Annotated in this window: 23 protein-coding genes; 6 read left to right on the top strand and 17 right to left on the bottom strand. The window is 72.9% G+C overall.

Features of this window, described 5'->3' with window-relative positions; genetic code table 11:
• Positions 1–72 precede the first annotated feature (72 nt).
• Positions 73–1152, bottom strand: a complete 1080-nt coding sequence (dapE, locus tag ACH4N1_RS21135; protein WP_398099047.1) for a succinyl-diaminopimelate desuccinylase — start codon at positions 1150–1152, stop codon at positions 73–75.
• 94 nt (positions 1153–1246) lie between these two features.
• Here dapE and ACH4N1_RS21130 point away from each other — a divergent pair, with 94 nt between their 5' ends.
• The gene (locus tag ACH4N1_RS21130) at positions 1247–2242 is read left to right on the top strand and encodes a heavy metal transporter (protein ID WP_398099045.1); all 996 of its coding nucleotides are present in this window, start codon (positions 1247–1249) and stop codon (positions 2240–2242) included.
• A 297-nt stretch (positions 2243–2539) separates the two neighbouring features.
• Entirely contained in the window at positions 2540–3001 is a 462-nt protein-coding gene (locus ACH4N1_RS21125) for an ATP-binding protein (protein WP_398099044.1), read from the top strand.
• A 132-nt stretch (positions 3002–3133) separates the two neighbouring features.
• On the opposite strand, the gene ACH4N1_RS21120 is transcribed toward ACH4N1_RS21125, so the two are convergent.
• Both ACH4N1_RS21120 and fdxA read right to left on the bottom strand, forming a co-directional pair.
• Positions 3134–4228 carry a bifunctional succinyldiaminopimelate transaminase/glutamate-prephenate aminotransferase gene (locus ACH4N1_RS21120; RefSeq protein WP_398099043.1) on the bottom strand — a complete coding sequence of 365 codons (1095 nt, stop codon included), beginning with the start codon at positions 4226–4228 and terminating at the stop codon, positions 3134–3136.
• Positions 4229–4386: 158 nt separating this feature from the next.
• Complete coding sequence (gene fdxA / locus ACH4N1_RS21115) at positions 4387–4707, bottom strand: ferredoxin (protein WP_130443832.1); 321 nt, start codon at positions 4705–4707, stop codon at positions 4387–4389.
• A gap of 140 nt (positions 4708–4847) precedes the next feature.
• Between fdxA and ACH4N1_RS21110 the strand changes: the two genes are divergently transcribed.
• Both ACH4N1_RS21110 and ACH4N1_RS21105 read left to right on the top strand, forming a co-directional pair.
• The gene (locus ACH4N1_RS21110; protein ID WP_398099041.1) at positions 4848–5858 is read left to right on the top strand and encodes a GNAT family N-acetyltransferase; all 1011 of its coding nucleotides are present in this window, start codon (positions 4848–4850) and stop codon (positions 5856–5858) included.
• Positions 5855–6688 (top strand): tetratricopeptide repeat protein, encoded by an 834-nt coding sequence (locus ACH4N1_RS21105; RefSeq protein WP_398099039.1) that lies wholly within the window; start codon positions 5855–5857, stop codon positions 6686–6688. Before ACH4N1_RS21110 ends, ACH4N1_RS21105 begins: the two co-directional genes overlap by 4 nt.
• Positions 6689–6890: 202 nt before the next feature.
• Here the strand turns inward: ACH4N1_RS21105 and ACH4N1_RS21100 are convergent, their stop codons facing one another.
• The 8 genes from ACH4N1_RS21100 to ACH4N1_RS21065 form a co-directional block, all read right to left on the bottom strand.
• Complete coding sequence (locus ACH4N1_RS21100) at positions 6891–7505, bottom strand: response regulator transcription factor (protein ID WP_366060648.1); 615 nt, start codon at positions 7503–7505, stop codon at positions 6891–6893.
• Positions 7502–8665: a sensor histidine kinase gene (locus ACH4N1_RS21095; RefSeq protein WP_398099037.1), complete on the bottom strand. Its 1164-nt coding sequence runs from the start codon at positions 8663–8665 to the stop codon at positions 7502–7504. The genes ACH4N1_RS21100 and ACH4N1_RS21095 overlap by 4 nt, the downstream gene beginning before the upstream one ends.
• Positions 8662–9402 (bottom strand): ABC transporter permease, encoded by a 741-nt coding sequence (locus tag ACH4N1_RS21090; protein WP_398099036.1) that lies wholly within the window; start codon positions 9400–9402, stop codon positions 8662–8664. The genes ACH4N1_RS21095 and ACH4N1_RS21090 overlap by 4 nt, the downstream gene beginning before the upstream one ends.
• Positions 9399–10337, bottom strand: coding sequence for an ABC transporter ATP-binding protein (locus ACH4N1_RS21085; RefSeq protein ID WP_398099035.1), 939 nt, complete (start codon positions 10335–10337; stop codon positions 9399–9401). The genes ACH4N1_RS21090 and ACH4N1_RS21085 overlap by 4 nt, the downstream gene beginning before the upstream one ends.
• A gap of 311 nt (positions 10338–10648) precedes the next feature.
• Entirely contained in the window at positions 10649–13042 is a 2394-nt protein-coding gene (locus tag ACH4N1_RS21080; RefSeq protein ID WP_398099033.1) for a peptidoglycan binding domain-containing protein, read from the bottom strand.
• Between the two features lie 154 nt (positions 13043–13196).
• On the bottom strand, positions 13197–13607 hold the full coding sequence (locus ACH4N1_RS21075; protein WP_398099031.1) for a DUF6113 family protein: 411 nt from the start codon (positions 13605–13607) through the stop codon (positions 13197–13199).
• Entirely contained in the window at positions 13607–14485 is an 879-nt protein-coding gene (gene mshB / locus ACH4N1_RS21070; RefSeq protein ID WP_398099030.1) for an N-acetyl-1-D-myo-inositol-2-amino-2-deoxy-alpha-D-glucopyranoside deacetylase, read from the bottom strand. The genes ACH4N1_RS21075 and mshB overlap by 1 nt, the downstream gene beginning before the upstream one ends.
• A 74-nt stretch (positions 14486–14559) precedes the next feature.
• On the bottom strand, positions 14560–14754 hold the full coding sequence (locus tag ACH4N1_RS21065) for a hypothetical protein (RefSeq protein WP_055635483.1): 195 nt from the start codon (positions 14752–14754) through the stop codon (positions 14560–14562).
• Between the two features lie 178 nt (positions 14755–14932).
• Here ACH4N1_RS21065 and ACH4N1_RS21060 point away from each other — a divergent pair, with 178 nt between their 5' ends.
• Positions 14933–17092, top strand: a complete 2160-nt coding sequence (locus ACH4N1_RS21060) for a prolyl oligopeptidase family serine peptidase (protein WP_398099028.1) — start codon at positions 14933–14935, stop codon at positions 17090–17092.
• A 244-nt stretch (positions 17093–17336) separates the two neighbouring features.
• Here ACH4N1_RS21060 and ACH4N1_RS21055 read toward each other — a convergent pair whose 3' ends face one another.
• From ACH4N1_RS21055 to ACH4N1_RS21035, 5 genes are read right to left on the bottom strand one after another with little or no spacing between them, the layout of a single operon-like run.
• Positions 17337–18440 carry an ABC transporter ATP-binding protein gene (locus tag ACH4N1_RS21055; protein WP_398099026.1) on the bottom strand — a complete coding sequence of 368 codons (1104 nt, stop codon included), beginning with the start codon at positions 18438–18440 and terminating at the stop codon, positions 17337–17339.
• Positions 18421–19407 (bottom strand): ABC transporter ATP-binding protein, encoded by a 987-nt coding sequence (locus tag ACH4N1_RS21050; protein WP_398099024.1) that lies wholly within the window; start codon positions 19405–19407, stop codon positions 18421–18423. Before ACH4N1_RS21050 ends, ACH4N1_RS21055 begins: the two co-directional genes overlap by 20 nt.
• A 7-nt stretch (positions 19408–19414) precedes the next feature.
• Positions 19415–20431: an ABC transporter permease gene (locus ACH4N1_RS21045; protein WP_398099022.1), complete on the bottom strand. Its 1017-nt coding sequence runs from the start codon at positions 20429–20431 to the stop codon at positions 19415–19417.
• Positions 20424–21347, bottom strand: coding sequence for an ABC transporter permease (locus ACH4N1_RS21040; RefSeq protein WP_398099020.1), 924 nt, complete (start codon positions 21345–21347; stop codon positions 20424–20426). Before ACH4N1_RS21040 ends, ACH4N1_RS21045 begins: the two co-directional genes overlap by 8 nt.
• 6 nt (positions 21348–21353) lie before the next feature.
• On the bottom strand, positions 21354–22982 hold the full coding sequence (locus ACH4N1_RS21035) for an ABC transporter substrate-binding protein (RefSeq protein WP_398099018.1): 1629 nt from the start codon (positions 22980–22982) through the stop codon (positions 21354–21356).
• A 258-nt stretch (positions 22983–23240) separates the two neighbouring features.
• On the opposite strand from ACH4N1_RS21035, the gene ACH4N1_RS21030 reads away from it, so the two are divergent.
• Positions 23241–23984, top strand: a complete 744-nt coding sequence (locus ACH4N1_RS21030; RefSeq protein WP_398099017.1) for a class I SAM-dependent methyltransferase — start codon at positions 23241–23243, stop codon at positions 23982–23984.
• Positions 23985–24217: 233 nt separating this feature from the next.
• Here the strand turns inward: ACH4N1_RS21030 and ACH4N1_RS21025 are convergent, their stop codons facing one another.
• A complete protein-coding gene (locus ACH4N1_RS21025) occupies positions 24218–25354 on the bottom strand; it encodes an ABC transporter ATP-binding protein (protein WP_398099015.1) in 1137 nt (378 codons plus the stop codon).
• Between the last annotated feature and the right edge of the window lie 13 nt (positions 25355–25367).

Genomic DNA, 25367 nt, shown 5'->3' with positions numbered 1-25367 from the left:
TCTACGCGGGTTACGGGCGCGGGACGCCGGCGTGTCCGCCGCGAAGCGTCCCCGGGCACGGATGCCCCGTGATCACGCGGTCAGCCAGGCCCGCAGCCGCTGCTCCCCCGCCAGGATCTTCGCGGTCTCCACGCGCTCGTCCCGCCGGTGCGCCAAGTGCGGGTTGCCCGGGCCGTAGTTGACGGCGGGGACGCCGAGCGCCGAGAAGCGGGAGACGTCCGTCCAGCCGTACTTGGGCTGCGGGGTGCCGCCCACCGCCTCGACGAAGGCCGCCGCGGCGGGGTGCGAGAGGCCGGGCAGGGCGGCCCCGCTGTGGTCGTCGACGACGAACTCCGCCACCCCGCAGCCGGCGAACACCTCGCGGACGTGGGCGAGGGCCTCCTCGGGCGTACGGTCGGGCGCGTAGCGGAAGTTGACGGTCACGACGCACTCGTCGGGGATGACGTTGCCGGCCACTCCGCCGGTGATACCGACCGCGTTGAGGCCCTCGCGGTACTCCAGGCCGTCGATCACCGGGTGGCGCGGCTCGTACGAGGCGAGGCGGGCCAGGATCGGGGCGGCGGCGTGGATCGCGTTGGAGCCCATCCAGCCGCGCGCGGAGTGCGCCCGCTCGCCGGCGGTCTTCAGCAGGACCCGCAGGGTGCCCTGGCAGCCGCCCTCGACCTGGCCGTCGGACGGCTCCAGGAGCACGGCGAAGTCGCCCTCCAGCCACTCCGGGTGCGCCTCGGCGACGTGCCCCAGCCCGTTGAGGTCGGCGGCGACCTCCTCGTTGTCGTAGAAGACGAAGGTCAGGTCGCGGTTGGGCGCGGGGACCGTCGCGGCGATGCGGAGCTGGACGGCGACGCCTGCCTTCATGTCGCAGGTGCCGCAGCCCCACAGGACGCCGTCCGCGTCCAGCCGGGACGGCACGTTGCCGGCGATCGGGACGGTGTCGAGGTGGCCGGCGAGGATCACCCGCTCCGGACGGCCGAGGCGGGTTCGGGCGATCACGTTGTTGCCGTACCGGTCGACGGTGAGGTGCGGCAGCGCGCGCAGGGCCGCCTCGACGGCGTCCGCGAGCGGCTTCTCCGTGCCGCTCTCGGAGGGGAGGTCGACGAGCTGCGCGGTGAGCAGGGCGGCGTCCAGCGTGAGGTCAAGCGGGGTCTCGGCCATGCCGTCGACCCTAACGCGCCGACCGCTCCGCCCGCCCGGACCCACCTTTCCCGGTGGCCTCCCCCGTTTCCGTACTCTCCAGTACCTTGTACGCGTGCCAGAGCCGTCAGCCTCCCCCAAACGCCGCGGCCGCCTCCTGCGATGCGGGGCGGCCTGCGTGGTCCTGTCCGCCGTCGCGGGTTACGTCGTGGTCCAGTACGTCACCGGTGGCGCCGGGGACCCCGGGTGCAGAGTCGTCTCCGCGGACACCGCGGCCGCGTACGAGTTCACGCCGGAGCAGGCGGTGAACGCGGCCACCATCGCCGCCGTCGGCACCAACCGGAACATGCCCGGGCGGGCCGTGACCATCGCGCTGGCGACCGCGCTCCAGGAGTCGGCGCTGCGCAACCTCGACCACGGCGACCGGGATTCGCTCGGCCTCTTCCAGCAGCGGCCCTCGCAGGGCTGGGGCAGTGCCCAGGAGGTGACGGACCCGGCCTACGCGGCGAACATCTTCTACGAGCACCTCGCCAAGGTCCCCGACTACACCGAACTGCCGCTCACCGTCGCCGCGCAGCGCGTGCAGCGCAGCGGCTACCCCGAGGCGTACGCCAAGCACGAGCCGGACGCGGCCCTGCTGGCCGCCGCGCTCACCGGGACCTCCGCGGCCTCGCTGACCTGCGACGGCCGCCCGGCCGCCGCGGCGGCGGCAGCGACGGCCACCGGTCCGGACGCGGTCCGCGCCGCCCTCGTGCGGGACTTCGGGCGCGACGCGCTCCAGCAGGCGGGCGCCGAGGTGGGCGGCGCGCGGACCTCCGCCGCGGACGGGGCCCCGCCGGTCGCCGAGACCAGTGGGCGGACCGTGACGCTGCCCGTGGCCGGGCGGGCCGCGGCGGACGGGCGCGAGGCCGTCGAGCGCGGCTGGCAGCTCGCGCACTGGGCGGTCGCCAACGCCTCCGCGCTGCGCATCGAGCGCGTCACCTACGCCGGCCGGGAATGGGTCGCCGGGCACACCGGCAGCACCTGGCGGGCCACCGCCTCGACCGAGGCCGCCGGCGCCACGGGCACGGGCGGCGGCACCGGGAGCGTACGGATCGTCACCGCGCAGTAGTGCGGGCCTTCCTTCCGGCGGGTGACACGCGGGGCGCCGGAGGGCGGGGCGCTCAGGTTCTCGCGCCGTCACCGTCGAGGTCGCCCGGTGCCTTGGCAGCACTGGGCTCGACGGGTTGTGCGGACTTTTACACCGGGCGGTTTTCGCCCGCTTTTATCCAGATCTGATTATGCGACGCATTGCCAACTCTTTACGTCGGGCGTCCGCAACCTTCGCGGGGTTCGAGCGGTAGTCACTGCGTCCGGGCCCGGACAGATGTCACAGACCGTTCTTGTTCTCTCCCGTCGAAGGAGCATCATGTCCCTCCCCCTGACCCGCAGGATCGCCCGTGCCGCACTGCTCGTCGCCGCGGGAGCCGCTGCCGGTGTCGGTGCGGCCGGCTCCGCCAGCGCTGCCCCCGACCTGCCCGCCACCCCGAACCTCGGCGGCCTGACCGCCCTGGACGGGGCGAGCGTCGGCAACACGGTCGACAGCGCGGCCCAGAACGTCACCGGGACCGCGGGCGCGGCCGGCGGCAAGGCGGTCGAGCAGGCGGTGCCGGTCGCGGGCAAGGCCGGCGGCAAGGCCGTGAAGAAGGTGACTCCGGCGGCGCGGAAGGCCGCCGGTCAGGCCGCCGGCTCCGCGGCGGGCTCCGCCGGGGACCTCCTCGGGGACACCGCGTCCACGGCCACCAAGGGTGGGCTGCCGACGGACTCGCTGACGCACGGCGGGCTGCCGGGGGCGGGGACGCTGCCGGCCAAGGGCCTGCCGCTCGGCTGAGCACCGGCTTCCGCGACGGCGGGGCCCGGGGGTCTCCCCGGGCCCCGCCGCCCGTGTGTGCGGGTACCGCCCGGCAGCGGTCCGCGGGGCCCGTCGCCCCGGGCGGGACGACCGCCCGCGGCGGGGACCGCGTCAGGCCAGCCGTTCCACCGCCGCCCGCACCCGCTCGTCCGTCGCCGTCAGGGCCACGCGTACGTGCCGGTCGCCCGCCGGGCCGTAGAAGTCCCCGGGGGCCACCAGGACGCCCCGCTCCGCCAGCCGGGACACCGTGTCCCAGCAGGACTCGTCCCTCGTGGCCCAGAGGTAGAGGCTGGCCTCGCTGTGGTCGATGCGGAAGCCGTGGGCCAGGAGCGCCTCGCGCAGGAGGGTGCGGCGGGCGGCGTAGCGTTCGCGCTGCTCGCGGACGTGGGCGTCGTCGGAGAGGGCCGCCACGACCGCCGCCTGGGTGGGCGCCGACGTCATCATGCCGCCGTGCTTGCGGATCTCCAGGAGCGGGGCGAGCACCGCCGGGTCACCGGCCAGGAAGGCGGCGCGGTAGCCGGCCAGGTTGGAGCGCTTCGACAGGGAGTGGACGGAGACGATCCCGTCGTAGGAGCCGCCGTTGACGTCCGGGTCGAGGACGGAGACGGGGTCGGCCTCCCAGCCCAGTTCGAGGTAGCACTCGTCGGAGAAGAGCAGGATGCCGTGCTCGCGGGCCCAGGCCACGGTCCGGGTCAGCTCGGCCCGGGACAGGACCCTGCCGGTCGGGTTGGACGGGGAGTTCAGCCAGAGGAGCCTGAGACCGGCGGGGTCCAGCGCGGTCGGGTCGTCGTAGGCCTCGTACGCGGCGCGGGCCAGCCGGGCGCCGACCTCGTACGTCGGGTAGGCCAGGCGCGGGAAGGCGACCCGGTCGCCGGGGCCGAGGCCCAGCTGGGTGGGCAGCCAGGCGACCAGTTCCTTGGAGCCGACGATCGGCAGGACGTGCCGGTGGGTGACCCCGCGGGCGCCCAGGCGCCGCTCCAGCCAGCCGGTGATCGCGTCCCGCAGCGCCGGGGTGCCCCAGACCGTCGGGTAGCCCGGGGAGTCCGCCGCGTCGATCAGCGCCTTCTGGATCAGCTCGGGGACCGGGTCGACCGGGGTGCCGACGGAGAGGTCGACGATCCCGCCGGGGTGCGCCGCGGCCGTCTTCTTGTACGGCTCCAGCTTGTCCCAGGGAAAGGTGGGAAGACGGTCGGAAACTGCGGACACGGTTCTCAGCTCGCTCTCTGACGGATACGGCCCATGACGGTTGCGGCCTGCGGCAGCGGCCTGTGGCGGACACGGCAAACGCCTCGGTCCCGTACGGCGATCCGGGCGATCAGGCCGTACGGGACCGAGGCGGCGCGATGAAGCGGGCCGCTCGCCGGTTACCCGGCCTGCGGCGGCAGCGCGGCGATGAAGGGGTGGTCGCGCTCGATCAGACCCAGCTTGCTGGCGCCGCCGGGCGAGCCCAGCTCGTCGAAGAACTCGACGTTCGCCTTGTAGTAGTCCTTCCACTCCTCCGGAGTGTCGTCCTCGTAGAAGATCGCCTCGACCGGGCAGACCGGCTCACAGGCACCACAGTCGACGCATTCGTCCGGGTGGATGTACAAGGACCGCTGGCCCTCGTAGATGCAGTCGACCGGGCACTCCTCGATGCACGCCTTGTCCTTCACGTCGACACAAGGCTGCGCGATGACGTAGGTCACGCTGTCGTTCCTCCTCGATAGGGCGCTGGCGGGCCTCCCCAGGCTCCGCCGCCTGGCGCGCGGGAGCGCGGCGTCGTCGATGCCCGCCCCTAGTATCTCCGTTCTTGGCACTGATCCGAACAGGAGGGGTGGACCGACCTGTGGAAATCTCGGCCGCCGGACGTCTCGAGGTTCGCATCACCGCCGCTGACGTGGGCAAACGTGTCTCCGTGCGGCGCTTGAGCGAGGCTGGGGCCACCGAGGGGAAATTCACCGACACGGTGGGTGTTCTCACATCATGGGACAGCGGTGTGCTGCTGATCACACGAAAGGGTGGCGAGAGCGTCCGCATCGCGGAGTCCTCCCTGGTCGCCGGGAAGGTCGTCCCGGCCGCTCCGGCCCGCCGCCGGGGACCGGCCGCCTCCTACGGGGAACTCGCCCGGGTCTCCGCGCGCGCCTGGCGGCCCGTGGAGAGCGAGCGGCTCGGCGAGTGGGAGCTGCGCGCCGCCTCCGGCTTCACCCGCCGCGCCAACTCCGTGCTGCCGCTGGGCGATCCGGGCCTGCCCCTCGACGGGGCGCTGGACGCCGTACGGCGCTGGTACGGCGACCGGGGTCTGCCCGCCTACCTGCAGACCGCGACCGGGGCCGAGGGCACCCAGGAGCTGCTGTGCGCCGAGCTGGAGCGGCGCGGGTGGGTGCGTGAGGTGACCGCCGAGCTGTGGACCGGGGCACTGGCGCCGGTCGCCGACCGGGCGGAGGCGGAGGCCGGCCGGGTGGTGCTGGCGCGGGAGGCCGACGAGGCCTGGCTGGCCCGGTACCGGCGCAAGGGGGTCGGCGAGGTGGCGCTGAAGGTGCTGGGGTCGGGGCCGTCGGTGTGGTTCGCGTCCGTGCCGGGCGAGGGGGCTGCTCCCGCGGCCGTCGGTCGGTGCGTCGTGGACGGGCGGTGGGCCGGGTTCGCGGCGGTCGAGGTCGATCCGGCGCGGCGGCGGCGGGGGCTGGCGACGGTCGTGATGGCCGCGCTGGCGCGCCGGGCGCTGGAGGAGGGCGCGTCGGCGGCCTGGCTCCAGGTCGAGGAGGACAACGCGGGAGCGCGGGCGCTGTACGCCGGAATGGGCTTCGCGGCGCATCACACCTACCACCACTACCGGGAACCGGAGGCGGGTACGCCGTGACGGGACTCGAGCGCGCGGAGCTGCGGCGCCGGTTCGCCGAGGAGGCGCGGTCCGGGCGGCCCGATCTGTCGCTGCTGTGCCTGCTGGTGGGGGCGGCGGCGGACCCGACGCTGGACGAGGCCGGGCTGGACGGCGCGCAGGTCGACCTGGACTCGCTGGCGGGCCAGGTGCCGTTCCGGCCGGGCGGGCCGCTCGCGTGGGCGGTCGCGCTGCGCGAACTGCTCGGTGAACGGCTCGGTTTCGGCGGCTCCGCGGCGGACTACGAGCGGCTGGAGTCGTCCCTGCTGCACCGGGTGCTGGAGCGGCGCCGAGGGCTGCCCATCCTGCTGTCCGTGGTGTGGATCGAGGTGGCGCGGCGGGCCGGGGCGCCGGTGTACGGCGTCGCCCTGCCGGGGCATTTCGTGGTCGGCTTCGGTCCTCCGCGGGAACAGGTGCTCGTCGATCCGTTCGACGGGGGCCGGGTGCTGACGGGGCGCGACGCCGAGCTGCTGGTGACGGGGGCGACGGGGGCACCGCTGGAGCCCTCGATGCTGGAACCGGCCGAGACGCTGGACGTCGTACGGCGGATCCTCGACAACATCCGGGCGTGGGCCGCGCTCCGGCCGGAGCGGTCGGACGTGGCGCTGTGGGCGGTGGAGCTGGCGCTGCTGCTGCCGTCCCATCCGGCCCGACTGCGGTACGAGCGGGGGCAACTGCTGGTGCGGCGCGGGGAGTTCGTACGGGGGGCGGAGGAGATGGAGGAGTACGCGGCGCTGGTGGAGGTGGTGGACGAGGCGCTGGCGGAGCGGGTCAGGCAGGAGGCCCGGGGAGCGCGGGCCCTGCTGAACTAGGGCGTGTCTGACAATTCCCGTCGGGCGCGCGACGCCTGGCACGGCACCTCGCCGCGTTGTCGGATCACCCGAGTACATCCAGTACACGGGCGATCCTCCGCCTTGCGATGCACCGCACCAGACGCCGCGCACTGATCCGACGCGAATTGTCAGACACGCCCTAGCGCGGGCCCTGCTGAACCGAGGCCCCGGCCGGCCCCGTTCAGAGCCAGCCCTTCTCCCTCGCCGTGCGCACCGCCTCCGCCCTGTTGCGCACCGCCAGCTTCTGGATCGCCGTCGACAGGTAGTTGCGGACCGTGCCCTGGGACAGGTGCAGGGCCGCCGCCAGCTCGGCGTTGGTGGAGCCGTCCGCCGCTGCCCGGAGCACCTCGCGCTCGCGGTCCGTCAGGGGGTTGGCACCCTCCGCGAGGGCCGCCGCCGCGAGGGTGGGGTCGATGACGCGTTCGCCTGCCAGGACCTTGCGGACCGCCTGCGCCAGTTGGGCCGCGGGGGCGTCCTTGACGAGGAAGGCGTCGGCGCCCGCCTCCATGGCGCTGCGGAGGTAGCCGGGGCGGCCGAAGGTGGTGAGGACGACCAGTTTGACCGCGGGGAGTTCGCGGTGCAGCAGGGCCGCCGCCTCGATGCCCGTCGCGCCCGGCATCTCGATGTCGAGGAGGGCCACGTCGACGTCGTGGGCCCGCGCCGCCGTGAGCACCTCGTCGCCGCGGGCCACCTGGACGACCACCTCGATGTCGTCCTCCAGGCCCAGCAGGGCGGCGAGCGCCTCGCGGACCATCGACTGGTCCTCGGCGAGGAGGACCTTGATCGTGCGGGTCATGAGCCGGATCCTACGTCGGTCACCGGGACGCGCGCGGTGAGCCGGAAGCCGCTCCTGGAGCCGTCCGCCTCCAGCGTGCCGCCCGTCTTCTCCAGGCGTTCGGCCAGGCCGGTGAGGCCGTTGCCGGGGGGCGCCGCGGGGACCGTGCCGGGGCCGCCGCGGCCGTCGTCCTCCACGGACAGCTCCAGGACGGGCCCGTCGAGGGTCCGGCGGCGCAGCACCTCGACCGTGCAGCGCCGGGCGCCGCTGTGCCGTACGACGTTGGTGACGGCCTCGCGCAGGGACCAGGCCAGGGCCGACTCGCTGTCCTCGGGGACGCCGTCGAGACCGGGCGGGGAGGGGATCTCGGCGACGATGCCGGCCGCCGTCAACGCGGCCCGCGCTCCCGCCAGTTCGGCGGCGAGGCGCGGGCGGCGGTAGCCGGTGACGGCCTCCCGGACGTCGACCAGGGCCTGGCGGCTGACCTGCTCGATGTCGGCGACCTGCTGGGCCGCCTTGTCGGGGTGGTCGGGGAGCATCCGGCCGGCGAGTTCGCTCTTGAGGGTGATCAGGGAGAGGGAGTGGCCGAGCAGGTCGTGCAGGTCGCGGGCGAGGCGCAGCCGCTCCTCGTTGGCGGCGAGTTGGGCGACGGTGGCGCGGGCCTCGCGCAGCGCGATCGTGGTGCGGACGAGTTCGCGGACACCGGTCATGGCGAAGCCTCCCAGGAGGGCCGGGATGAGCAGTCCGGCCAGGTAGGCCCGGCCGTCCGGCACCGCGAAGGCGATCGCGGCCATCAGCGCGGACGCGGCCGGGACGGTCCAGCGGGCGAGCCGCGGCGGCAGGGCGGCACCGGACGCGATCGACACGTAGACGAAGAGGACCAGCCACTCGCGGCCCAGGGTGAGGGCGAGGAGCGTGGACTGGGCGGCGAGGACGCCCAGCGAGCCGAGCACCAGGCGGTTGTGTTCGCCGCGGCCGGTGCGGAAGACCAGCACCATGTACCAGACGACGAAGGCGACGAGGCCGGTCCAGCCGAGGACCCGCGCGCCCGTGCCGTGCCCGCCGTGCAGCAGGTCGGCGACGGGAGCGCTCAGGTACACCAGCCAGATGCCGGTCCACAGGGACTTGACGACCCGTTGTCTGCGGTTCTCCGGGCGCTGCCCGATGCCGACGCCGCTCACGCCTTCGTGGTGTCCTTCCGGTACAGCCACGCCGCGCCGCCCGTGAAGAGGACGAAGAAGGCGGCGAGGACGGCGACGTCCTGGACGTGCGGTGCCCGGTTCTGCTCGATCGCCTGTCCCAGGGCGGCGTAGGAGTGGGTGGGGACCCAGCGGGCGACGTCCTGGAGCCAGTCGGGGAAGGTGGTCGTCGGCATCCACAGGCCGCCGAGGATCGACAGCCCGAAGTAGGTGATCATCGTGATCGGGCGGACCGCGTCCCCGCTCGCGAGGTACCCGAGCGCGACGCCGAGGGCGGCGAAGACGAGGCTGCCCGCCCATATCGCGCCGGTGAGGGCGAGCCACTGCCAGGCGTCCAGGCGTACGTCCTTCACCGCCGCGGCGACGACGAAGACCACGACGACGGACGGCAGACTGACGACGGCGGCGCTCGCGGTCTTGGCGAGGACGTACCCGCGGCCCGGCAGCGGGGTCAGCCTCAGCTGCCGTACCCAGCCGCTCTGGCGCTCCTTGGCTATGCGTTCGCTGTTGCCCATGAGGACGGCCGTCAGGGCGCCGAAGGAGGCCATGGAGACCATCATGTAGGCCGGCAGGGTCAGGCCGGTGCCGTCGATCTCCGTGGTGGCGTCGGCGCTGCCCGCGATCAGCAGGAAGAGCACCGAGGGGTAGACCACGGAGAAGAACAGGAACTTGCGGTTGCGCAGGGCGCGGACGAGTTCGAGCCGGATCAGGGCGTTCATGCGGTGCGTGCCTCCTCGGCGGCGGTGAGGGCGACGAAGGCCTGCTCCAGGCCGAGGCCGGCGACCTCCAGGTTGCGGGGGTACAGGCCGAGTCCGTACAGCGCGTGGACGGTGGCGTCGGCGTCGGTGGACTGGATGCGGACCGTGCGGCCGGTGACCGTGAGGGCGGTGAGGAACGGCAGCTTCCGCAGGGCGCCCTCGTCGATCCCGCCGGTCGCCGAGGTCGCCGGGGTCTCGCCGTCCAGGTCGAAGGAGACACGGCGGGCGCCGGCCTTCGCCTTGATCTCGGCGGCCGTGCCGTCGGCCAGCAGACGGCCGCGGTGCAGCACGACGACACGGTCGGCGATCGCGTCGGCCTCCTCCAGGTAGTGCGTGGCGAACAGCACCGTGCGGCCCTGGTCCGCCTGTTCGCGCATGGTGTCCCAGAAGGCGCGGCGGGTGGTGACGTCCATTCCGGTGGTGGGCTCGTCCAGGACGATCAGGTCACTGTCGCCGGCGGTGGCGAGGGCGAACCGGACGCGCTGGGCCTGGCCGCCGGAGAGCTTGTCCACCTTGCGGTCGGCGATCCTGGTGAGGCCGGCACGGGCCAGGACGTCCGCGGGCCGGTACGGCCGCGGATGCAGGGCGCAGGCGAGCGCGACCAGTTCGGCGACGGTCACCTCGTCCATCAGTCCGCCGCTCTGGAGCATGGCTCCCACCCGGCCGGCGACGATCGCCTCGCGGGGGCTGGTGCCGAACACGCGGACCGTGCCGCTGTCGGCCTGCCTGAGGCCGAGGAGGAGGTCCAGGGTGGTGGACTTGCCGGCTCCGTTGGGCCCCAGCAGCGCCACGGTCTCCCCCGCGTGCAGGGCGAGGCCGAGCCCGTCCACCGCCCGTACGTCCCCGTAGCCCTTGGTCACCTGGTCGAAGGTGACCACCGGTGTTGTCGTCGTCATGCGTCGATCTTCGCCGTCGGGGGGCGCGGGCGGCAGTGTCGGCCGTCCGGTGTGCCGTATGACAGATGTCATGCGGCAGGCGGCGGGCGGCCAGCACCACGCGACGGGCGGCGGGCGGCGGACGGCAGGCGGCCGGCACCACGCCCCGGACGCCGGGCACCACGCGCCGAACTGCGGGCCGCAGACGGCGGGCGGCCGACACCACGCCCCGGACGCCGGGCCGCAGACGGCGGGCGGCCCGGCCGGTGAACGCCGAGGGCACCCGGCGCGGATGCTGCCGGGTGCCCTCGGGCGGAAGTGCCCGCCGTGCGTCAGCTCGGGTCGGTGTCGATGACCGCGAGCCGGTCCGTCGTGCTCGTCAGGGCCGGGCGCAGGGCGCTGATCACGTCCTGGACCGTGACGGGCGTCTTCTGGCCGGTGCCGCGGGTGATGAGGACACCGTCGAAGGCGCCGCCGTACAGCTCCTCCAGCGCGGCCTCGTCGTAGCTCTCGACGAGTTTGCCGTCGATGGCCTTGACGCCGAGGAACTTCCACAGGGAGTTCTTCGGGCTCATCGGCACGGAGTGCGCGGCGTCGGTCTGGACGGTGACGTTGCCGGACATCGCCGGTTCGGCGAACTCCTTCATCATCCGGTCGACCTCGGCGTCGGGCACCGTCGGCTGCTTGGTCGTCGTCGGGACCTTCACCGCGGTGGGCGTGCCGGTCTCGACCTGGCCGCGGTAGGCCTCCACGACGGCCGTCTGGGCCTTGGCCGCGTCGATGCCCTTGCCCGCCTTGCCGTAGACGGCGACGGCCTTGCCGGACTCGAACTTGATCGTGCCGTCGGTGGCCGAGCCGGAGCCGCTCGCGGCGTTCTTCAGGGCCGCCTGGAGTTTCTCCTCGTCGACCGGCATGACGGGCTCGATCTCGCGGTGCTCGCCGAACAGCGAGCCGATCACCGAGACGGGGTTGTAGTCGCTCTTGGCGGCCGCGTCGACGGTGGACTGCATGTCGAACTGCAGGCCCGCCTGCTCCGGCTTGAGGGTGACGGTGCCGCCGTCCACGGACAGCTTCAGCGCCTGGTTCACCCGGCCCTCGAAGGCGTCGTCGAGCTTCTTGACGGCGTCGTCGCGGGTGCCGCCGCCGATGTCCACGCCGAGCACGGTGGTGCCCTTGGGCACGTCGGAGTGGTTCATCAGCAGTCCGGCTCCGTAGGCGCCGGCCGCGGCGACCACCACCAGGCCGCCGAGCAGGACCAGCTTGCTGCGGCCCTTCTTCTTTTTCTGCTTCGAGCCGGCCGCGGGCGCGTTCCGCGCGGCGGGCTCGGGCGCCTGCGGCGGGGTGTGCGGCAGCGGCCCGTCGGGGTGGCCGCCGGGTGCGAACGGTCCGCCCGGGCCGGGGCCCTGACCGGCCGCGGGGACGACCGGGATGCCGCTGGTGACGGTCTGTCCGGAGACGTTGTCGTGCCGGCCGTAGCCGCCGGGGCCGGGCTCGGAGGCCGGCTGCTGCGGGGTGAGGATCGCGGTGTCGTCGCTGAGGCCGCCGCCGGGGTGGCGGACGGCGCCCGCGGCGGTGCCCGGAGCCGCGCCGGCGGCTCCGCCGTTCATCGGCGGCACCATCGGGCCGTCTCCGGTCACCGGGCCGCCGGTGGGCCCGGCGGGCCCCTGCGGGCCGCCCCGGCCGCCTCGGCCGGCGGGGCCTTCGGGTCCGTTGAAGTCGTAGGCGGCACCGGGGCCGCCGGGGCCGCCGGCCGGGCCGCCCGGTCCGGGACGGCCGACCTGGCCGTTCCCGTTCCCGTTGCCGTTGCCGTTGCCGTTCCCGTTTCCGGCGAAGTACGGCAGGTCGTCGCGGCGCGGCTCGGGGCCGCCGCCCTGCGCGGGACCGCCGCCCTGCGCCGGGCCGCCCTGTATCGCACCGCCCTGGGCGGGACCGCCGCCCTGCGTCGGACGGGCGCCGTTGCCGAGGGGACCCGCGGCGAGCGCCTCGGTCACGTCGAAGGAGCCGGTGCCGCCGCCGTGGCCGGGGGCCACCGGACCGCCGGTGGCGCCGGACATGCCGGCGCCGTTGGTGCCGCCGGGGCGGGCGGCACCCGGTGCGCTCGGGGAGCCGGGCGCACCGCCGGGCCGCCCGGCCGCCGGACGCACGCCGCCGGGCGCACCGGCGCCCGCGCCGGGTGCGGGCGGGGCGGAGGGGGTGCCGGAGGGCGCGCCGGGGCCCGAAGCGGGCGCCGGGTCGCCGCCGTTGGCGGGGCCGCCGGCCTGACCGGCTCTGGCGGGGCCGGACTTGCGGGGGGCGAACCAGTCGCTGGGCGTCTTCTCCTCGGCCGTCGGCGCGTGGTCGCCGGGTGCCTCGGCGGTACCGCCGGCTCCCGGGCGTCCGGCGGCTCCCGTCGTGGAGGCGCCGCCGACGGCGCCGGAGGGGCCCGCGCCCTGCGCGTCGGCGCCGCCGTGCGCGTCGGCACCGCCGTCGTCGTCCGCGTCGTTGACGGGTTTGCGCACGACGACCGGCGGGATGGGCCGCGATCCGGGGATGTTGATCCGGATCCGGGTCGTCAGCGTGGTCTCGGTCTTGCGTTCCTCCGGCCGTGCGGCGGAACGGCCCGCGTCCGGGCCGCCGTCGGACACCATCGGGGTGCCGTAGGGCGGCGTGCCCGAGGGGTATGCGGCTCCGCCGCGCCCGTTGGACCCGTTGGGCCCGGAGGACGGACTGTCAGTTTCACGACTCAAGGCAGGTTCTCCAGGTTGGCTCCGCCGCCCGCCACGACCTCACGGGCAGCTCGGCGGCGCGCACCACCATACTGGCCACTTCTGGCCGGTATCCCATGACCGCCGTCGAAAACGTCACGGGACTCGCACGCCCTTGCCGCGGCGAAGTGGTACGTCACTTGCCAAGTCGGACGCCGTCGCCGACAGGTTGCCGTCCCCAGCCGATGGTGGCGCAGATCACAGCGAGTGCCATGCCGCCGAGCAGGAAGAGGTAGGAGCCTCCTCCCGCGCCGAACAGGAAGTCGCCCTCGGGGCGGCCGGCGGTGAGCAGGACGACGGCGATCATCCAGCCGGCGGCGGGCGCGACGGCCCCGGCCCGGCTGCCGACGGCCCGTGCGCCGCCGAGGAACAGCCCGGCGGCGCCCGCGAGCGCGAGCAGCAGCCCGCCGGGGAACCAGCCGGCCTGGACGAGCGCCCCGGCCAGCGCGGTGAGCGCGCCGAGCAGCAGGAGCCCGAGGTAGGCGGCGATCCGTGCGGCGGGGGGCCGTTGGAGGGGCTGGGCGAGCAGGGAACCGTGGTCGGGCATCAGAGGGCCTCCTCGGCGCCGGCGCCGTCGACACCGGCGAACAGGTCGGTCTCCCGCTCCCGGGGCCGCTGTCCGCGGACGAGTTCGTAGTACTCGGTGGTGAACAGGGGCTGGGCCAGTTCGTTGGAGAGCGCGAAGTACCCGCCGTCGGGGGCGACCTCGATCTGGGTGGCGTGCGCGCGCATCGCGGCGGCCTTGGCGGTGGCGTACGCGCCGCCGTCGATCTCGGTGGTGATCCGCTCGTCGTCCACGACACCGGGTACGTCCGCCACGGCGGCGCTCCTGTCGAAGGGCAGGCCGGGCAGCTCCTGTCCGAGCCGGGCGAAGGCGGCCTCGGCGACGGACCGCGGGACGCGGTTCCAGTACACCTTGGGCACGCTCCAGCCGGCCCGGTCGGCCAGCTCGACGGCCCGCATGGCGACGCGGTGGGCCTGGACGTGGTCGGGGTGGCCGTAGCCGCCGTGCTCGTCGTAGGTGACGAGGACCTGGGGGCGCAGGGCTAGGATCACCTCGACCAGCGATCCGGCGGCGGCGTCGACGTCGGCCTGCCAGAAGGCGGCGGGGTCGTCGTTGTCGGGCAGGCCCATCATCCCGGAGTCGGCGTACCGCCCGGTGCCGCCGAGCAGCCGGAAGTCGCCGACACCCAGTTCGCCCATGGCGGCGGTGAGTTCGCGCAGGCGCCACTCGCCGAGGGCGGCACCGGTGAGGTGCCGCAGCTGCGGCGGGATGACCTCGCCACGCTCACCGAGGGTGCAGGTGACGAGAGCCACCTGGGCACCCTCGGCCGCGTACCTGGCCATGGTCGCGCCGTTGTTGATCGACTCGTCGTCCGGGTGCGCGTGCACCAGCAGCAGACGCCGGGCTGGCAGTTCCGTCATGGGGCAACCCTACGAGGCGGGCATGCATCCGTGCCGCAGGGGCAGACGGATACACGGACGCGGGGTCGCGCCGGTCAGAACTTGATGCTGCCGATCATGCTCGCGACGCTCGTCGTCAGGTCGTTGATCGTCCCCGCCATCGTGGAGGAGGCGAGGTAGAAGCCGAGCAGCATGCAGACAACCGCGTGACCGCCCTTCAGTCCTGACTTCTTGATCAACAAGAAGACGATGATCGCCAGCAGCACCACCGCCGAAATCGAGAGTGCCACGGCGGCTCACCTCCAAGAACCTGGTTACGTGGGGGACGACAGAGCTAGGGAACCCGTAAATCCGTACAACAGCCAGCAGGTTCATACCCACACAGCGCTAGTGATCATAACTGTGGGTGCGTGCGCATCTCTCGGCGCACAGCCGCACAAGGGGGCGCATGGCCAATATGGTCGGGGCATGACGACCGAGTCCGACTCCTTCCCCCGCCGGCACGCCCGGACCCAGCGGTTCACGCTCGGCGCGCCGCGTTCGTTCACGGTGGCGCCCGACGGCTCCCGTGTCGCGTTCCTGCGCTCCTTGGCCGGTGACGACCGCAGCAACGCGCTGTGGGTCCTCGACCCGGCGGACGGCCAAGAGCGCGTGGTCGCGGACCCGCGCGCCCTCCTCGGCGGCACCCCGGAGGCCCTCTCGCCCGAGGAGCGGGCGCGCCGCGAGCGCAGCCGCGAAGGGGGCGCCGGGATCGTCGGGTACGCCACCGACGCGGCCGTCGAGCTGGCGTCTTTCACCTTGTCAGGGCGGCTTTTCACGGCGGAGCTGCGGGCCGGTACGGCGCGCGGGATCCGCGTTCCCGGGCCGGTGATCGACCCTCGCCCCTCCCCCGACGGACGGCTCGTCGCGTACGTCGCACGGGGCGCCCTGCGGGTCGTGGGCGCCGAGGGCGAGGGCGACGTGGCGCTCGCCGAGCCGGAGTCGGAGGGGGTTTCGTACGGATTGGCCGAGTTCATCGCGGCGGAGGAAATGGGCCGTTCGCGGGGGTTCTGGTGGGCCCCGGAGTCCGACCGGCTACTGGTGGCGAGGGTGGACGACACGCCGGTGGAGCGGTGGTGGATCTCCGATCCGGCCCAGCCGAAACGTGACCCACAACACGTCCCGTATCCGGCTGCCGGGACGGCCAACGCGGACGTGCGGCTGTTCGTGTTCGGTCTCGACGGGGTGCGCACGGAGGTCGTCTGGGACCGGGCGCGCTACCCCTATCTGGCGCGAGTGCACTGGTCAGCGGCGGGTGCCCCGCTGCTGCTCGTACAGGCGCGCGACCAGCGCAGTCAGTTGTACCTGGCGGTCGACACCGCCTCCGGGGCGACCCGGATGGTGCACGCCGACGAAGACCCGATTTGGCTTGATCTTTTCCCCGGGGTGCCCTGCTGGAGCCCCTCCGGGCAGCTGGTGCGGATCGCCGACGAGGGCGGTGCGCGGGTCCTCGCGGTCGGCGAACGTCCGCTGACCGGAGCGCAGTTGCAGGTCCGCGCGGTGCTGGACGTGACGGCCGACGACGTGCTGGTCTCGGCCTCGGCCGGCGAGTCGGCGGAGAGCCCCGAGATCGGCGAGGTGCACGTCTACCGGGTCAACGAACTCGGCGTGGAGCGCGTGTCCGACGAGCCCGGCGTGCACTCGGCGGTGCGGGCCGGGGGCGTGACCGTCCTGGTCTCGGCGACCCTGGACCGGCCCGGGAGCCGGGTGCGGGTGCTGCGCAGCGGCGACCGGAGGGAACCGAAGGTCTCGCCGGCGGGAGGGCGGGCGCCGGCGGTCACGGTCCGGTCGTATGCGGAGGATCCCGGCCTCTCGCCCCGCGTGACGCTCACCCAGGGGGGCGCACGGCGCATCCCGTGCGCCGTGCTTATGCCTACGGACTACCCCGGTGACACCTCGCTCCCGGTCCTGCTGGACCCCTACGGCGGCCCGCACGGGCCCCGCGTGCTCGCCGCGCACAACGCCCATCTCACCTCGCAGTGGTTCGCCGACCAGGGGTTCGCGGTGGTCGTCGCCGACGGCCGGGGCACTCCGGGGCGCTCACCCGCCTGGGAGAAGGCGATCAGGGACGATCTGGCGGCCGTCGTGCTCCAGGACCAGGTCGACGCCCTCCAGGCGCTCGCCGCCGACTTCCCGCTCGACCTGAGCCGGGTCGCCATCCGCGGCTGGTCCTTCGGCGGTTACCTGGCGGCCCTCGCGGTGCTGCGCCGCCCGGACGTGTTCCACGCGGCGGTGGTCGGCGCCCCGGTCACCGACCTGCGCCTGTACGACACGCACTACCAGGAGCGCTACCTCGGACATCCCGGGCAGCAGCCGGAGGTCTACCGGCGGAACTCACTGGTGGACGACGCGGGACTGGTCGACCCCGCCGAACCGGCCCGCCCGATGATGATCATCCACGGCCTCGCCGACGACAACGTGGTGGTCGCCCACTCCCTGCGGCTCTCCTCGGCCCTGCTCGCCGCCGGCCGCCCGCACGAGGTCCTGCCGCTGGCCGGCGTGACGCACATGACCCCCCAGGAGACGGTCGCCGAGAACCTGCTCCGCCTCCAACTGGACTTCCTGCGCCGCTCCCTCGAACTCACGTGAGCGGCAGCCCTCCGGAGAGCACCGCGACCGACAATTGAGGAACCACGACGAGGCACCAGCCAGGTCCGCGAGAGCGGCGCCGGTTTAGGCGCAAAAAAGGGGCAGCGGGCCGGGAGACATGGCGCTCCCGGCCCGCTTACGGCACCCGCACGGCCGTACGCTGTTCAGCCTGACGCGTCCGTATATCGGAAACGCGTCGGTCAAGTTGCCTGCGTGTTAACGCGATTGCGACGCGAATGTGCGGCTATGCCCCCTCGTTTCCATGATCTTCGCGGGGCTCCTCGGGCGGCACCACCTGCTTCTCCTCCGCGAAGTGGCAGGCGGAGTCGTGGGCCGCGGGGCCGCCCGTGCGGCGGAACTCCGCGGGGACGGCCAGGGCCGGCACCTCCCGGGCGCACCGCTCCTGCGCCTTCCAGCAGCGGGTGCGGAAGCGGCAGCCGGAGGGGATGTTCGTCGGCGAGGGCACGTCCCCGGAGAGGATGATCCGCTCCCGGTGCTCGCGCGCCTCCGGGTCCGGGACGGGCACCGCGGAGAGCAGCGCCTGGGTGTACGGGTGGGTGGGGTGGTCGTAGATCTCGGCGTCCCGGCCGGTCTCCACGATCCGTCCGAGGTACATCACCCCGACCCGGTCGGAGATGTGCCGGACGATCGACAGGTCGTGCGCGATGAAGACGTACGAGAGGTCGAACTCGCTCTGGAGGCCAGCCAGCAGGTTGATGACCTGCGCCTGCACGGACACGTCGAGCGCGGACACCGGCTCGTCGGCGACGATCACCTCGGGGCGCAGGGCGAGCCCCCGCGCGATGCCGATGCGCTGGCGCTGGCCGCCGGAGAACTGGTGCGGGTAGCGGTTGATGTACTCGGGGTTGAGGCCGACCACGTCCAGCAGGTCCTGGACCTTCCTGCGCCGGTCGCCCTTGGGCGCCACCTCGGGATGGATCTCGTACGGCTCCCCGATGATGTCGCCCACCGTCATGCGGGGGTTGAGGGAGGTGTAGGGGTCCTGGAAGACCATCTGGATGTTGCGGCGGACCGCCCTGAGGGCCTTCCCCGACAGCTGGGTGATGTCGTCGCCCTTGTAGCGGATCGTCCCGTCCGTCGGCCTCTCCAGGTTGACCAGCATCTTGGCGACCGTGGACTTGCCGCAGCCGGACTCCCCCACGATGCCGAGGGTCTCGCCGCGGCCGAGGGTGAAGTCGACGCCGTCGACGGCCTTGACGGCGCCGACCTGCTTCTTGAAGAGGATGCCCCGGGTGAGCGGGTAGTGCTTGACGAGCCCGGTCACCTCGAGGATCGGCTCGGCCGGCGCGGGGACCGGGGCGGCCGGGTCAGCCGGGGTACTGGCCATGCAGGCACTCCCTCCAGAAGTGGCAGGCGCTGCCGCGCTCCTCGGCCACCTCGTACAGCGGCGGCTCGTCGGTGCGGCACACGTCCTGGGCCATCGGGCAGCGCGGGTGGAAGGCGCAGCCCGGCGGGATGTGCATGAGGTTGGGCGGCAGGCCCTTGATGGCGTACAGCTCCTGGCCCTTCTGGTCCAGGCGCGGGATGGAGTCGAGCAGGCCGCGGGTGTAGGGGTGGGCGGGCGCCTTGTAGATGTCGTGGACGGGCGCCGACTCCACGATCCGGCCCGCGTACATCACGGCGATGCGGTCGGCGACGTCGGCGACCACGCCGAGGTCGTGGGTGATCAGGATGAGCCCCATGTGCAGTTCGCGCTGCAGTTCCGCGAGCAGGTCCATGACCTGGGCCTGGACGGTGACGTCGAGGGCGGTGGTCGGCTCGTCCGCGATGATCAGCGCGGGTTCCAGGGCCATCGCCATCGCGATCATGATGCGCTGGCGCATGCCGCCGGAGAACTGGTGCGGGTACTGCCGGACCCGTTCCTTCGCCGCCGGGATGCGGACCCGGTCCATCAGCTCGACAGCCTTGGCGCGGGCGTCCTTCTTCGACATGCCGCGGTGCACGACGAACATCTCGCCGAGCTGGTCGCCCACGGAGAGCACGGGGTTGAGCGAGGACAGCGCGTCCTGGAAGATCATCGCCATCCCGGCGCCCCGGACCTTGCGGCGCTCCTCCTCCTTGAGGGTCAGCAGGTCCCGGTCCTGGAAGAGGATCTCCCCGCCGGTGATCCGGCCGGGCGGGACGTCCAGGATGCCCATGACGGCCTGGGCGGTGACGGACTTGCCGGAGCCGGACTCCCCCAGCACGGCGAGGGTCTCGCCCGCGTCGACGCCGTAGGTGACGCCGTTGACGGCCTTGGCGATCCCGTCGCGGGTGCGGAACTCCACGTGCAGGTCGCGCACTTCGAGCAGCATCGGGACGTCACCTCAGCTTCGGGTCGAGGGCGTCGCGCACCGCGTCGCCGAGCATGATGAACGCCAGCACGGTGAGCGCCAGGGCACCGGAGGGCCACAGCAGGGCGTGCGGCGCGTTGCGGATGTACGGCGAGGCGGCGGAGATGTCGATGCCCCAGGAGACGGTCGGCGGCTTCAGGCCGACGCCGAGGTAGGACAGGGTGGCCTCCAGGGCGATGTACGTGCCGAGCGCGATGGTGGCGACGACGATCACGGGGGCGACGGCGTTGGGCGTGATGTGCCGCAGCAGCATGCGGGAGTTGGAGGCGCCGAGCGCCCGAGCGGCCTGGACGTAGTCGTTCTGCTTGGCGGTGATGACCGAGCCGCGGGCGATGCGGGAGATCTGCGGCCAGCCGAGCAGCACCATGAACCCGATGACGGGCCAGACGGTGTTGCTGGTCACCACGGAGAGCAGCACCAGGCCGCCGAGGACGACCGGGATCGCGAAGAAGATGTCGGTGGTCCGGGACAGGACGGAGTCCCACGTCCCGCCGAAGAAGCCGGCGAGCCCGCCCAGGACGCTGCCGAACAGGGCGACGCCGAGCGTGGCCAGGACGCCGACCGTGACGGACGTACGGGCGCCGTAGACGGTGCGGGTGTACACGTTGCAGCCCTGGCCGTCGTAGCCGAACGGGGCGCCCTGCTGGGAGCCCTCCTGGGCCTTGGCGAGGTCGCACGTGAGGGGGGAGCCGGAGGCGATCGCCGAGGGCCACAGGGAGATGAAGACCAGGAAGAGGATGACCAGGGCGGAGATGATGAAGACCGGGTTGCGGCGCAGGTCGCGCCAGGCGTCGGACCACAGGGAACGCGCCTTCTCGGCGGGGCCGGTGCCGTCCGGGCCGGGCGCCTTCTCCAGGGTCTCGCCCTCGGAGGTGGCGAGGTCCATCGCGCCGCCCATGCCCGTCGCGGCGACGGCGCCGTCCTCCTCCGGGACGCGGCCCCCGCCGGAGGGAGGGCGGGGCTCCGGCGGCATCGGTTCAGGCATAGCGGATCCTCGGGTCGAGTACGGCGTACAGGAGGTCGACGAGCAGGTTGGCCACCAGGAAGACCAGGACGAGGACGGTCACGAAGCCGACGACGGTCTGGGTGTTCTGGCGGAGGATGCCCTGGTAGAGCTGGAAGCCGACGCCGTGGATGTTGAAGATGCGCTCGGTGACGATCGCGCCGCCCATCAGGGCGCCGATGTCGGTGCCGATGAAGGTGACGACCGGGATGAGCGAGTTGCGCAGCAGGTGGCGGGTGACGACGCGGCGCCTGGGCAGGCCCTTGGCGACGGCCGTACGGACGTAGTCGGACCGCTTGTTCTCCGCGATGGAGGTGCGGGTCAGGCGGGTGACGTAGGCCAGGGAGACGCTCGCCAGCACCAGGCCCGGCACGATCAGCTCGTCGAACGTGGCGTCCGGCGACACCGACGGTTTGATCCAGCCCCACTCGACGCCGAGCAGCAGCTGGAGCAGCAGGCCGGTGACGAAGGTGGGGACGGAGATCACGACGAGGGTGACGAGCAGGACGCCGGTGTCGACGGGGCGGCCGCGGCGCAGGCCGGTGACGACTCCGAGGGTGATGCCGATGACGATCTCGAAGAGGATCGCGACGATCGTCAGCCGGATGGTGACGGGGAACGCCGAGGCCATCAGCTCGGTGACCGGCTGGCCGTTGAACGCCGTCCCGAAGTCGCCGGTGAAGACGTTCCCCATGTAGGTCAGGTACTGCTGCCAGACCGGCTTGTCGAGGCCGAACTCCTTCTTCAGCTGGGCGGCGGTGGCGGGGTCGCACTGCCGGTCGCCGCAGAGGCCCGCGATGGGGTCGCCCATCACGTTGACCATCAGGAAGATCAGCAGCGTGGCCCCGATGAACACCGGGATCATCTGGAGGAGGCGCCGGATCACGTACCGCCCCATGGCGGGTCAGCTGACCTTGATCTCGTTGTAGACCGGGACGGAGAACGGATTGAGCTTGACGCCCGAGAGGCGCTCCGAGTAGCCGGCGCTGCCGTTCTGGTACCAGAGCGGGATGGCGGCCATGTTGTCCCGGACGACCTCCTCGGCCTGCTGGAACGTCTCGACGGCCTTGGCGGTGTCGGTCTCGGCGTTGGCCTTGTTCACGAGGTCGTCGAACTCCTTGTTCGACCACTTGCCGTCGTTGGAGGAGGCGTTGGTGTAGTACAGCGGCTGGAGGAAGTTCTGGATGAGCGGGTAGTCCATCTGCCAGCCCGCCCGGAAGGGGCCGGTCATCTTCCGGTCGCCGATCTGGCTGCGGAAGTCGGCGAAGGTGCCGACGGGGTTGCCGACGCAGGCCTTGTCGTTGCCGAGGGCGTTGTTGATGGAGTTGCAGACGGCGTCGACCCACTGCTTGTGGGAGCCGGTGTCCGCGTTGTACGTGATCTTGACCTGGCCGCCGGGGAGGCCGCCGCCCTCCTGGATGAGCTTCTTGGCCTCGGCCGGGTCGTAGTCGCAGGCGTCCCCGCACAGGCCTTCCTTGAAGCCGCCGTCCTCGCCGAGCACCGGGGAGGTCCAGTCGGTGGCGGGGGTGCGGGTCTTCTGGAAGATCGTCTCGGTGATCTGCTCGCGGTCGATGGCCCGGGACAGGCCGGTGCGGACCTTGTCCGAGCCGCTCCTGTTCCACTGCGGGTCGTAGAACGGGAAGGCGAGGGTCTGGAGGATGCCGGCGGGGGTGTTGAGGTAGCGGTCGCCGAGGTCGTTCTTGACGTTCTTGAGCTGGGCCGCCGGCACGTCGTCGACCAGGTCGAGGTTGCCGGCCAGCAGGTCGGTGTAGGCGGTGTTGTTGTCGGTGTAGACCTTCAGGTCCACGCCGCCGTTCTCCGCCGCGTCGTCGCCGGGGTAGTCCGCCCACTTGCGCAGGCTCATCTGGGAGCCCTTGGTGTAGGAGTCGACGGCGTAGGGCCCGTTGCCGACCGGCTTGGCCAGCCAGCCGGCGTGGTCGGTGAAGAAGGCCTGGGGCAGGGGTGCGTAGGCGGGGTAGCCGAGGACGTCGGGGAAGGTCGAGAACTTCTGGTTGAGCTTGACGGTGAAGGTCTTGTCGTCGACGACCTTCAGCCCCGAGAGGGTCTCGGCGGTCTGCTTGCTCCCGTCCTCGGGGTGTGTCTTGTCGTAGCCCTCGATGTAGCCGAAGAAGTAGGCGTTCTTCTGGTTGTTCTTCAGGCTGGCGCCGTAGTTCCAGGCGTCCACGAAGGACTTGGCGGTGACCTTCTCGCCGTTGCTGAAGGTCCAGCCGTCCTTGATCGTGACGGTGAAGTTCTGCGAGTCCGAGGTCTCGATCTTCTCGGCGAGCATGTCCTCGGCCTTGCCGGTCTCCGGGTTGTACTTCTTCAGGCTCCGGAAGATCATGTCGAGGACCTTGCCGCCCTGCACCTCGTTGGTGTTGGCCGGCTCCAGCGGGTTCTGCGGGTCGCCCCACGAGGAACTGAGCACCGCGCCGGTGTCGCCCCCGCTGTCGCCCCCGCCCCCGCAGGCCGTCGCCGTGAGGGCCGCGGCCGCCGCGCATGCGGCCCACTTGGCGTGCGTGGCTCCACGCATGGATGCCTCCTCTTGACCGCGCCTCACCTGAGCGCTGTGCCGTCGGTGTCGACGTCCGTGTCGACGTACTGATTCCTTATCAGTAAATATCAACGCAAACGGCGCATGACGCACACGGGTGCCACCCGTCCGGGTGCCGGACCCCCGGGTGCCGGACCCCCGGGAACCGCGGGCGGCGGGCGGCCGCCTCGGAGCCGCACCGGCCTGCCACGGTTCGCGGTTCCGTGCCCCGCCCCCTCCAGCGGGCAGACTCTCCGCATGGTCGATCCCTCTTTCGGCGATCTCGAACTCGCCGCGCTGTACGACGGCCTCAACCCCTGGGGGCCGGACGACGACTTCTACCTGGAACGGGTACGAGGGGCCGGGGCCGTCCTCGACGTGGGCTGCGGCACGGGGCGGTTGCTCGCCCGGGCGCGGGAGACCGGACACCGGGGGCGGCTCACCGGGCTCGACCCGGCGGCCGCGATGCTCGTGCAGGCCCGGCGGCGGGCCGTGGACGTGGAGTGGGTGCTCGGGGACCTCGACTCCACGCGCCGGCGGGAGGAGTTCGACCTCGTCGTGATGACGGGGCACGCGTTCCAGGAGCTGGTGGCCGACGAAACGCTGCGCCGCGCCCTCGCCGCCGTACGGGCGGCTCTCGTCCCCGGCGGGCGGTTCGTGTTCGAGACCCGCAATCCGGCGGCGCGGGCCTGGGAACGGTGGACACCGGACCGGATCCACCGGACGACCGCCGGGGACGGCACCCCGGTCCGGCTGTGGCACGAGGTGCTCCACCCGGTCGTCGGGGACCGGGTGACCTTCACCGGGACCTTCGAGAGCCCGCTCCTGCCGCGGCCCAGGGTGACCCGCAAGACCCTCAGGTTCCTCGGCGCGGACGGGCTCGACCGGTTCCTCACGGAGGCCGGCCTCACCGTACGACGGCGCTACGGCGACTGGCGGCGGGGGCCGCTGACCCCGGCCGCCCCCGAGATCATCACCGTCGCGGAGCGCAGCGGGGAGTGAGGGGCGGGTGAGCGGCGACCGGCCGGGGCGGCCCGGCACCTCCCCGGCGATCCGGCCGACCGGCACCGGCGCGGCCCCGGCGGTCCGACCGGTCGTCACCGGTACCGCCCCGGCGATCCGGCCGACCGTCGGCGTCCGCGCCGGACGGCCGGCCGGGAACGGGCCGTGACAGCCGAACGGCCGGCCGGCGGCGGACTGTCACCGCCGCACGGCCGGCCGAGCGGGAGAAGAGGTCACTTCTTGTCGACGGGACCGCCCTCGGCGCCGTTCTCCAGCGCCTTGAGCGCCGGGTCGAGGACGACGTCCTCGTCGCGGGCCTCGGTGGTCGGGTCCTCCGGGAAGTGGCAGGCCGTCAGGTGGCCGGCCCGGTTGCCGGAGAGCTGGACCAGCGGCGGCTCCTCCGTCGCGCACTTGTCCTGCGCCTTCCAGCAGCGGGTGCGGAAGCGGCAGCCGGACGGCGGGTGGATCGGCGAGGGCACGTCACCGGAGAGCCGGATCCGCTCGCGGGCGGGACCCTCGTCCTCGATCTCGACCTCGGGGACCGCCGAGAGGAGGGCGTGGGTGTACGGGTGCCGCGGCCGGTTGTAGAGGGAGTCGCGGTCGCCGACCTCGACGATCTTGCCGAGGTACATCACCGCGAGGCGCTGCGAGAAGTGCCGCACGACCGCCAGGTCGTGGGCGATGAAGAGGAAGGCGATGCCCATCTCTTCCTGGACCTTCTGCAGCAGGTTGACCACCTGCGCCTGGATCGACACGTCCAGCGCCGAGACCGGCTCGTCGGCGACGATCAGCTTCGGGTTCAGGGAGAGCGCGCGGGCCACGCCGATGCGCTGGCGCTGACCGCCGGAGAACTCGTGCGGGAAGCGGTTGTAGTGCTCGGGGTTGAGGCCGACCAGCTCCAGCAGCTCCCGGACCTTCTTCTCGCGGCCTCCCGGCGGGTTGATCCCGTTGACCTCCATCGGCGACTTGATGATCGTGCCGACGGTCTGGCGCGGGTTCAGCGAGGAGTACGGGTCCTGGAAGATCATCTGGATCTCGGACCGCACGGGCGCGATCTGCCGCCGGGAGGCGTGCGTGATGTCCTGCCCGGCGTACGTGATCTTCCCGCCGGTCGGTTCCAGCAGCCGGGTGATGAGCCGGCCCGTGGTCGACTTGCCACAGCCCGACTCGCCGACCAGGCCGACGCTCTCGCCGACGCCGACGGTCAGGTCGACCCCGTCGACGGCCTGGACCGCGCCGACCTTCCGCTTGATCGGGAAGCCGCCGTAGATCGGGAAGTGCTTGGTCAGACCCTCGACCTGCAGCAGCGTCTCGGCGGACGGCGTGTCGGTCGGTCCCTGCTGTGTGGGGAGGGTGAGGTTGTCGCTCATGTCTCGGTGCTCC

Source organism: Streptomyces sp. NPDC017202, from assembly GCF_044331705.1.
Taxonomy (GTDB): domain Bacteria; phylum Actinomycetota; class Actinomycetes; order Streptomycetales; family Streptomycetaceae; genus Streptomyces.
Note: the sequence above shows the minus strand (reverse complement) of the source record. Positions and strands in the feature narration are given on the sequence as shown.

Coding starts and splice junctions, on each gene's coding strand:
- dapE (WP_398099047.1), bottom strand. CDS start 1,152: ATGGCCGAGACCCCGCTTGACCTCACGCTGGACGCCGCCCTGCTCACC.
- ACH4N1_RS21125 (WP_398099044.1), top strand. CDS start 2,540: ATGTCCCTCCCCCTGACCCGCAGGATCGCCCGTGCCGCACTGCTCGTC.
- ACH4N1_RS21100 (WP_366060648.1), bottom strand. CDS start 7,505: ATGACCCGCACGATCAAGGTCCTCCTCGCCGAGGACCAGTCGATGGTC.
- ACH4N1_RS21090 (WP_398099036.1), bottom strand. CDS start 9,402: ATGAACGCCCTGATCCGGCTCGAACTCGTCCGCGCCCTGCGCAACCGC.
- ACH4N1_RS21085 (WP_398099035.1), bottom strand. CDS start 10,337: ATGACGACGACAACACCGGTGGTCACCTTCGACCAGGTGACCAAGGGC.
- ACH4N1_RS21075 (WP_398099031.1), bottom strand. CDS start 13,607: ATGCCCGACCACGGTTCCCTGCTCGCCCAGCCCCTCCAACGGCCCCCC.
- mshB (WP_398099030.1), bottom strand. CDS start 14,485: ATGACGGAACTGCCAGCCCGGCGTCTGCTGCTGGTGCACGCGCACCCG.
- ACH4N1_RS21060 (WP_398099028.1), top strand. CDS start 14,933: ATGACGACCGAGTCCGACTCCTTCCCCCGCCGGCACGCCCGGACCCAG.
- ACH4N1_RS21055 (WP_398099026.1), bottom strand. CDS start 18,440: ATGGCCAGTACCCCGGCTGACCCGGCCGCCCCGGTCCCCGCGCCGGCC.
- ACH4N1_RS21050 (WP_398099024.1), bottom strand. CDS start 19,407: ATGCTGCTCGAAGTGCGCGACCTGCACGTGGAGTTCCGCACCCGCGAC.
- ACH4N1_RS21045 (WP_398099022.1), bottom strand. CDS start 20,431: ATGCCTGAACCGATGCCGCCGGAGCCCCGCCCTCCCTCCGGCGGGGGC.
- ACH4N1_RS21040 (WP_398099020.1), bottom strand. CDS start 21,347: ATGGGGCGGTACGTGATCCGGCGCCTCCTCCAGATGATCCCGGTGTTC.
- ACH4N1_RS21035 (WP_398099018.1), bottom strand. CDS start 22,982: ATGCGTGGAGCCACGCACGCCAAGTGGGCCGCATGCGCGGCGGCCGCG.
- ACH4N1_RS21030 (WP_398099017.1), top strand. CDS start 23,241: ATGGTCGATCCCTCTTTCGGCGATCTCGAACTCGCCGCGCTGTACGAC.
- ACH4N1_RS21025 (WP_398099015.1), bottom strand. CDS start 25,354: ATGAGCGACAACCTCACCCTCCCCACACAGCAGGGACCGACCGACACG.